Origin of the sequence: Prosthecobacter sp., from assembly GCF_049294395.1 — a bacterium.
In the GTDB taxonomy this organism is placed as follows: Bacteria; Verrucomicrobiota; Verrucomicrobiia; order Verrucomicrobiales; family Verrucomicrobiaceae; genus Prosthecobacter.
Window position 1 is genome coordinate 77671 of the sequence record NZ_JBAQCR010000364.1, and the last position, 6494, is coordinate 84164.

At 57.8% G+C, this 6494-nt stretch carries 5 protein-coding genes; 1 reads left to right on the plus strand and 4 read right to left on the minus strand.

Annotated elements, in window-relative coordinates:
• Positions 1–34 precede the first annotated feature (34 nt).
• The 4 genes from WAW39_RS24725 to WAW39_RS24740 form a co-directional block, all read right to left on the minus strand.
• Positions 35–778 (minus strand): putative 4-mercaptohistidine N1-methyltransferase, encoded by a 744-nt coding sequence (locus tag WAW39_RS24725; RefSeq protein WP_422321831.1) that lies wholly within the window; start codon positions 776–778, stop codon positions 35–37.
• A gap of 91 nt (positions 779–869) precedes the next feature.
• Positions 870–2039: a hypothetical protein gene (locus tag WAW39_RS24730; RefSeq protein ID WP_422321832.1), complete on the minus strand. Its 1170-nt coding sequence runs from the start codon at positions 2037–2039 to the stop codon at positions 870–872.
• An 81-nt stretch (positions 2040–2120) separates the two neighbouring features.
• A complete protein-coding gene (locus WAW39_RS24735) occupies positions 2121–2873 on the minus strand; it encodes a TSUP family transporter (protein ID WP_422321833.1) in 753 nt (250 codons plus the stop codon).
• Positions 2870–3880: a sugar phosphate isomerase/epimerase family protein gene (locus WAW39_RS24740; protein ID WP_422321834.1), complete on the minus strand. Its 1011-nt coding sequence runs from the start codon at positions 3878–3880 to the stop codon at positions 2870–2872. The genes WAW39_RS24735 and WAW39_RS24740 overlap by 4 nt, the downstream gene beginning before the upstream one ends.
• 121 nt (positions 3881–4001) lie before the next feature.
• Here WAW39_RS24740 and WAW39_RS24745 point away from each other — a divergent pair, with 121 nt between their 5' ends.
• The gene (locus tag WAW39_RS24745) at positions 4002–6350 is read left to right on the plus strand and encodes a M1 family metallopeptidase (RefSeq protein ID WP_422321835.1); all 2349 of its coding nucleotides are present in this window, start codon (positions 4002–4004) and stop codon (positions 6348–6350) included.
• Positions 6351–6494: the final 144 nt, after the last annotated feature.

Sequence of the window (6494 nt, forward strand, 5' to 3'; positions counted from 1 at the left end):
GACGTAAACGCCGGCGGGAATCAATCTCACAAACTCACGCATCCTCGACTTTCCGCCGCCACCTCATTCCCAGCGCCACGCTCCACTGATACTTCCGCGCATGCTCGCGGATCAGAAACTGCATGTCGCAGGTCTTGGCGAGATCAAAGTGCGGCTCCAGCAGGGATGTGAGCCACTCGCGCGTGGATCCCTGCGGCCAGTTTCCACGTGGTGTGAAGTCTTCCAGCCAGGTGCAAGGCGTGGTCAGCAGCAGTTGACCACCTGGACGCACCAGCTCCGGCAGACGCTCAATGAGCTTCAGCGGATCAGTCAGCCGGCACAGCAAATTCGCCGCATGCACGATGTCATAATCTCCAAGATCACTACGAAGATTCATCGCATCCCCTTGCTCAAAGCGCACGCGATCACGCCGCAGATTCTCCGGCACGTAAGCCACCAGCGCCGTTTTCGCACTGCCTTCATCCACTCGCTCGTAGCTCATGCTGCCGTCACGGGCCAGCGCCGCCGCTGCATCGACAAAACTCTGCGAGTAATCAATGCCGAGCACACTGACACCGAAATTCGCAAGCTCAAAGCTCGATCGTCCTACCGCACAGCCCAGATCCAGAGCCACCGCTTCACAAGGCGTGCGCGGCAGATCGATCAGCTCCATCACCGTGCGCACCGGAAACCCCAGCGCCTCACGCGGCCCGCTCTCCCACGGCAGCACCTCCGCAGGCTGGCCGTAATGAAAGAGCAGGTATTCGTCGAGCAGGCGACGCGTTTCGTAGATGTTCATGCACGTTTAATGGAGGTCAGGCTTCCAGCCTGACAACGGCCAGGGGCTTCCAGCCTTTGTTTGATCAGGACTCGGGGCTCATCCTTCAGGATTACTCAGCAGCCAAAGCTTCCAACAAATACTTCGACGGCTGGAAGTGCTCATTCAAGACCGTGACCTTGCCATCACGGAACATGCGTGTCTGCTTGATGTCAAAATTCGGCGTTTTGTGGGGCGCGAAGAGAATGTCATCATGCGTCGCGTTTTGATGGAGCTTGAACTGTGCAGGTGTGATGTGCCCGCCCAGATGATCGTCACGCCCCGTGGCCAAATGACAGGTGCCAAGCACCTTTTCATCTTGGATGTCTGCGCCCGAAACCGGCAGCACCTGGGTTCCAAAACCAAGTTCTCCAAGCACACCCGTCATGGGATCATCCGCCAGCTTGGCATTGTGCGCATCAATCGTGCTCTGGTTGCCCGCAATGAGCTCAGCCTTGATGATGCACCCGCCCGTGACAGTGAGCTTGCCCAGCGTGCCGTCTTCATACTTCAGCGGAAAAGTTCCTTCCGCACCCGTGGGCACGAAGTAAACCTCACCAGCCGGCAGATTCGCGATGTCAGGCGCATCCCCTTGGCAGAGGCCGTGGCTCTTCTGCGCCTCCTGGCGGCTCAATTCAAGACGCACCGTCATGTCGGGTCCGTTCTCCACGGTGAAATCGATTTCCACGGCATCAGCGCGAGTCATCGCCTTGCGCAGCTTTTCGGCATCAATGCTCACCACTTCGTAATCAACCGCGAGGCCGGAGTTCAAGATGACATCATTCACGCCATGCAGCGTCGCACCACGGAAACCATACTGCTTCGCAAACGCCGTCAGCGGTGCGGTCGCGGAGAAGGTCGAGATGCACAGGATGATGTCATAGTTCGGATAAACATCCTTCTCGAGGCTCAGCTCTTTGCCGCTCATATCGACGCAGAGATCAGGCAGATCGAGATTGCTGCCGGTGGTCTGCGTGTAGGCAAACATTTCTCCGCCCTTCAGCGCCAGCTCTTCGGCCACGCCGTTTTTCAGCCCCAGATAAAAATGCTCATGTGCGCGCTTCTGGATGGGGCGCTCAGGATTGTTCAAAAAGGCGTAATCCTTGGCTTCGGCAAGATCTGGCAGGTCGATGAGGATGCAGATCTTGCGCCCGAAAGTAGGCTTGAACACGGTGCCGAGCAGGCGTGAGAGATCGAATTTGGGAAACTGACGTCCTTGGGCAGTGGTTTGAACGGTTGACATGGGAGCAGCGATCATAGGCATGGGAGAGTGTCAGGCAAATACGCCCTGCACTTTTAGGTGGATTCATTGAATTGCGCGCCATCAACCAAACTGATCCCACAACAACTTCGCCACCATCGCCAGCACCACGGTGATGAAGATGATGCGGATAAACGGCGCCCCATGACGAATCGCCATGCCAGCACCCAACCGCCCGCCAATGAGCTGCCCGCAGATCATCGCTGCTGCAATTTCATAATTCACCCGCCCATAGGCCACGAAGACCAGCAGGGATGCCATGTTGCTGGTGAGATTCGCAACCTTCGTGAAAGCCGTGGCGCGCGTCAGTTCCAGTCCCAGCAGTGAAATGCAGGCCAGCGTCCAAAACGTGCCCGTGCCAGGACCAAAAAAGCCGTCATAAAAACCAAGCACACTGCCCGCCAGACACGCGAAAGCTCCGAGTCTCAACCGAGCCTTTGCCGCCGCTTTCCCCAGCCCCGGACTGAGCAGCACATAGACAGCAATGCCCAGCAGCATCCAGGGCACGATTTTTCTCAGCACTTCGTTGCTTACTTGCGTCACCGTCCAAGTACCCAGACAGGCTGCCACAAACGTGATGAGCACCGTGAGCCGCACCTGCTGCCACGAGACGAATCCCGCCTTCGCATACTTCCTCACCGCCATCAGCGTGCCCCACACGGCCTGCATCTTGTTCGTCCCCAGCGCCATTTGCGGGGGCAGTCCCGCCCACAGCAATGCCGGCACAGAAATCAACCCTCCACCACCCGCAACAGCATCGATGAATCCAGCACTGAGCCCTGCGACAAACAATAGCGTGATGGTTTCCCAGCTCATGCTTTGCGACCCAGGATGCGGTCCAGCGAATCCGAGGTCTGGTAGATCAGCGCCTCCGGATAATGGGCATACGGATGGAAGTATTCGAAAGTCAGGAAGCCCTCGTAACCAGTGTCCGCGAGTGCATCCGTCACCGCAGGCCAGTTCGTGGTGCCGTCCAGCAGCGGGCGGAAGGTTTCGAGGCTAAAGTCCGTGCCCTTTTTGGTGAACTCCTTCAGGTGCACGTTCTTCGTGCGCTTCCCCAGCACCTTGGCCCAATGCTCGGGGAACTGAAACATGCTGATGTTTCCCGTGTCGAAATGCACGCGCACATGCTCGCTGCCAAAGCTGTCCACAAAGGCGTTCATCTCCATCGGCGTCATCAGGTAGCCGTTGAAGAAGATGTTCTCGATGTTGAGGCAGACCTTCAGCTTCTCCGCCTGCTTCGCCAGCTGCCCCACGGCCTCGCGCGCACGCTGATCACACACATCATTCGCAACCGGCTCGTGATCCGTGCGCCACGGAATGTGCACCGCGCCCGGAACGACGAGCACATTCTCCACGCTCAGATCATGCGCACATTGGGCGATTTTCCCTGCAAGCTCCATCCCCTGCGCTCGCTTCGCAGGATCATTGCTCGTCAGCGGATACGGCCAGAACAAGAACGAGCACAGCCCGCTGATCTGAATGCCAATCTCGTCCGCCATCTTGCGAATCTTCACATAATCCGCCGTCCCATGCTTCGGCGAGAGATCATTGTCGAGATCGTAGTTCAGCTCGATGCCGTCAAATCCCGCGTCTTTGGCCAGCTGCATGCACTCACGCAGCGTCATGCGCTCCGGGTACGGAAAGGCCCACAGATTGATCGACTTCAGCATCTTGTACTTCTTCACCGAACCACGTCGCGCATCCGGTGCGGCGGCCGGAGCCGCACGCACGGGTTCAAAGGCCAGAGCGCTGAGGCCCACGGAGGCAATGGTGGCCTTGAGGGCGTCACGACGGGAAAGAGTGTCTGCGGGTGGATTCATGGTTTGATGCAATCAGAAGCAGGAAACGAAGGCAAGCGGAAGAAACTCACCGCGCCTCGCAAGATCAGTTGAGCAGGATGCGCTTGCCTTTGACTCCGGCATTTGGAGAATCGCCCCTCTCATGAAACTGCTCATTCCTGTCTTTTTCGCCGCCCTCACTCTTTCCGCCGCTGAGTCCGGCGCACCGGTCGGCAAGTTTCAGCAGCTTGATCCCACGATCCCCACGCCTTCAGCGCAGCGCAATGCTTCCGGCGCTCCCGGAACTGCCTACTGGCAAAACCGCGCTGACTATGACATCAGCGTCGAACTCGACGACGTGAAGCGCACCATCACCGGCGAGGCCACAGTGACCTATCACAATGCCTCCCCGGATCCCCTGACCTACCTGTGGGTGCAGCTCGATCAGAATTTTCTTTCCCACACCGCAGACTCGCGCGCCGTGCCAAACACCAAGCGCGGCATTGATCCCAGCAAGATCACTTATTCCGCGCTCGACCGCCTGCTGGCCTACGAAGACTACGATGGCGAGATGAAGATCACCAAGCTCACCGATGCCAAGGGCAATCCCCTGCCCCATGCCGTGGTGAAAACCATGCTGCGCCTCGACTTGAACGAACCCCTGGCCGGAGGAGCCGACTTCGTCTTCAAGATCGCCTGGAGCTACCCAATCAACGACTGCGAACGCATCAATGCGCGCACCGGCTACGAGTTCTTCAAGGAGGACGGCAACACCATCTACACCATCGCGCAGTGGTTCCCACGCATGGCCGCCTACACGGACTACGCCGGCTGGATCAACAAGCAGTTCCTCGGCACCGGCGAGTTCACGCTCGAGTTCGGCAACTACACCGTCCGCCTCATCGTGCCAGACGATCACCTCGTGGCCGCCACGGGCACACTGCAAAATCCAGACGCCGTCTTGACGAAAACCCAGCGCGACCGCCTGAAGCAGGCCGAAAGCGAAAAGACAAAACCTCTTTTCATCGTCACACCGGACGAGGCCAAAGCTGCGGAAAAATCCAAGCCCAAAGGCAAGAAGACCTGGATCTTCCAGGCAGACAATGTCCGGGATTTCGCCTTCGCCTCGTCACGCAAATTCATCTGGGACGCGATGGCCGTCGAAGGTGCCAAGATAAAAGGCAAGCCCGTGATGGCCATGTCGCTCTACCCCAAGGAAGGCATGCCGCTGTGGGACAAGTATTCGACGCACGCCATCGCGCACACGATCCAGGTCTATTCACGCTACACCTTCGAGTATCCGTATTCGGTCGCGTGGTCGGTCAACGGTCCCATCGGCGGCATGGAATACCCGATGATCTGCTTCAATGGCCCGCGCCCTGAGAAAGACGGCACCTATCTCGAAAAGACCAAATATGCCCTCATCGGCGTGGTGATCCATGAAGTCGGTCACAATTACTTCCCCATGATCGTGAACAGCGACGAGCGCCAGTGGACTTGGATGGACGAAGGTCTGAACTCCTTCGTCGAATTCCTCACTGAGGAAGAATGGGAAAATGACTGGAAGCACCGCCGCAACGAACGCGGCATGACCGACTACATGCGCCTCAAGGATCGCGCGCCGGTGATGACCAACTCCGAATCCATCGCCGATCTCGGCCCAAACGCCTACGGCCAGCCCACTGTGGCGCTGAACATCCTGCGCGAGCACATCCTCGGCCGCGAGGCCTTCGACCACGCCTTCAAGACCTATGCGAAGCGCTGGATGTTCAAGCGCCCCACTCCTTCCGATTTCTTCCGCACCATGGAGGAGGCCAGCGGCGTCGATCTCGACTGGTTCTGGCGCGGCTGGTTTTACAGCACCGATCATGTCGATGTCTCCATCGATGAAGTGAAGTGGCTGCAGCTCGACTCACGTGATCCCGCCATCGAGAAACCCAAAAAGAAAAAGGAGGAGGACGAACTTCCCAAAACCCTCACCCGTGAGCGCAACTACTCGCTCTCCAAGCGCATCGACCGCTATCCCGAACTCAAGGACTTCTACGACAGCTATGACAAAGCCACCGTGCTGCCGAGCGAAAAGAAAAAGTTCGAATCCCTCATCAAGGAGCTCAAGGAAGAGAAGATCGACCCCGCTCTTCTACAGACGAAGCACAATTTCTACCTCATCGAATTCAGCAACATCGGCGGCCTCGTCACCCCGGTGATCTTGAAAGTCGATTATACCGACGGCAGCAGCGAAGAGCTCAAGCTCCCCGCAGAAATCTGGCGCTTCAACACCGAGAAAGCCGCCAAACTCCTCTTCACCAAAAAGGAGCTGAAATCCGTCACCTTCGATCCCCGCCAGGAACTCGTGGACACCGACATCGAAAACAACTTCTGGCCACGCCGCCCGGTGAAAAGCAAATTCCAACTCTACAAGGACGACAAGCCCGCCAATCCCATGCGCGAACTCACCAAGCCGGAGAAAGACGAGAAGGAAGATAAAAAGACCGAGCCTAAAAAGAACTGACCGACTCCACTAAGTTGGATTCAACTGGCCTGCACACGCATCATCACAACGGCTCTCCAACCCCAACGGGGTTGCGTATTACAGCCCAGGGGTGCCGAGCTTTAGCGAGTGCTCCCCTGGGTCAGCAGCACACGACCGGGAAGC

Excerpts from the sequence above, each read along its gene's own strand:
- WAW39_RS24735 (WP_422321833.1), bottom strand. The coding sequence starts at position 2,873 with ATGAGCTGGGAAACCATCACGCTATTGTTTGTCGCAGGGCTCAGTGCT.
- WAW39_RS24745 (WP_422321835.1), top strand. The coding sequence starts at position 4,002 with ATGAAACTGCTCATTCCTGTCTTTTTCGCCGCCCTCACTCTTTCCGCC.
- WAW39_RS24730 (WP_422321832.1), bottom strand. The coding sequence starts at position 2,039 with ATGTCAACCGTTCAAACCACTGCCCAAGGACGTCAGTTTCCCAAATTC.
- WAW39_RS24740 (WP_422321834.1), bottom strand. The coding sequence starts at position 3,880 with ATGAATCCACCCGCAGACACTCTTTCCCGTCGTGACGCCCTCAAGGCC.
- WAW39_RS24725 (WP_422321831.1), bottom strand. The coding sequence starts at position 778 with ATGAACATCTACGAAACGCGTCGCCTGCTCGACGAATACCTGCTCTTT.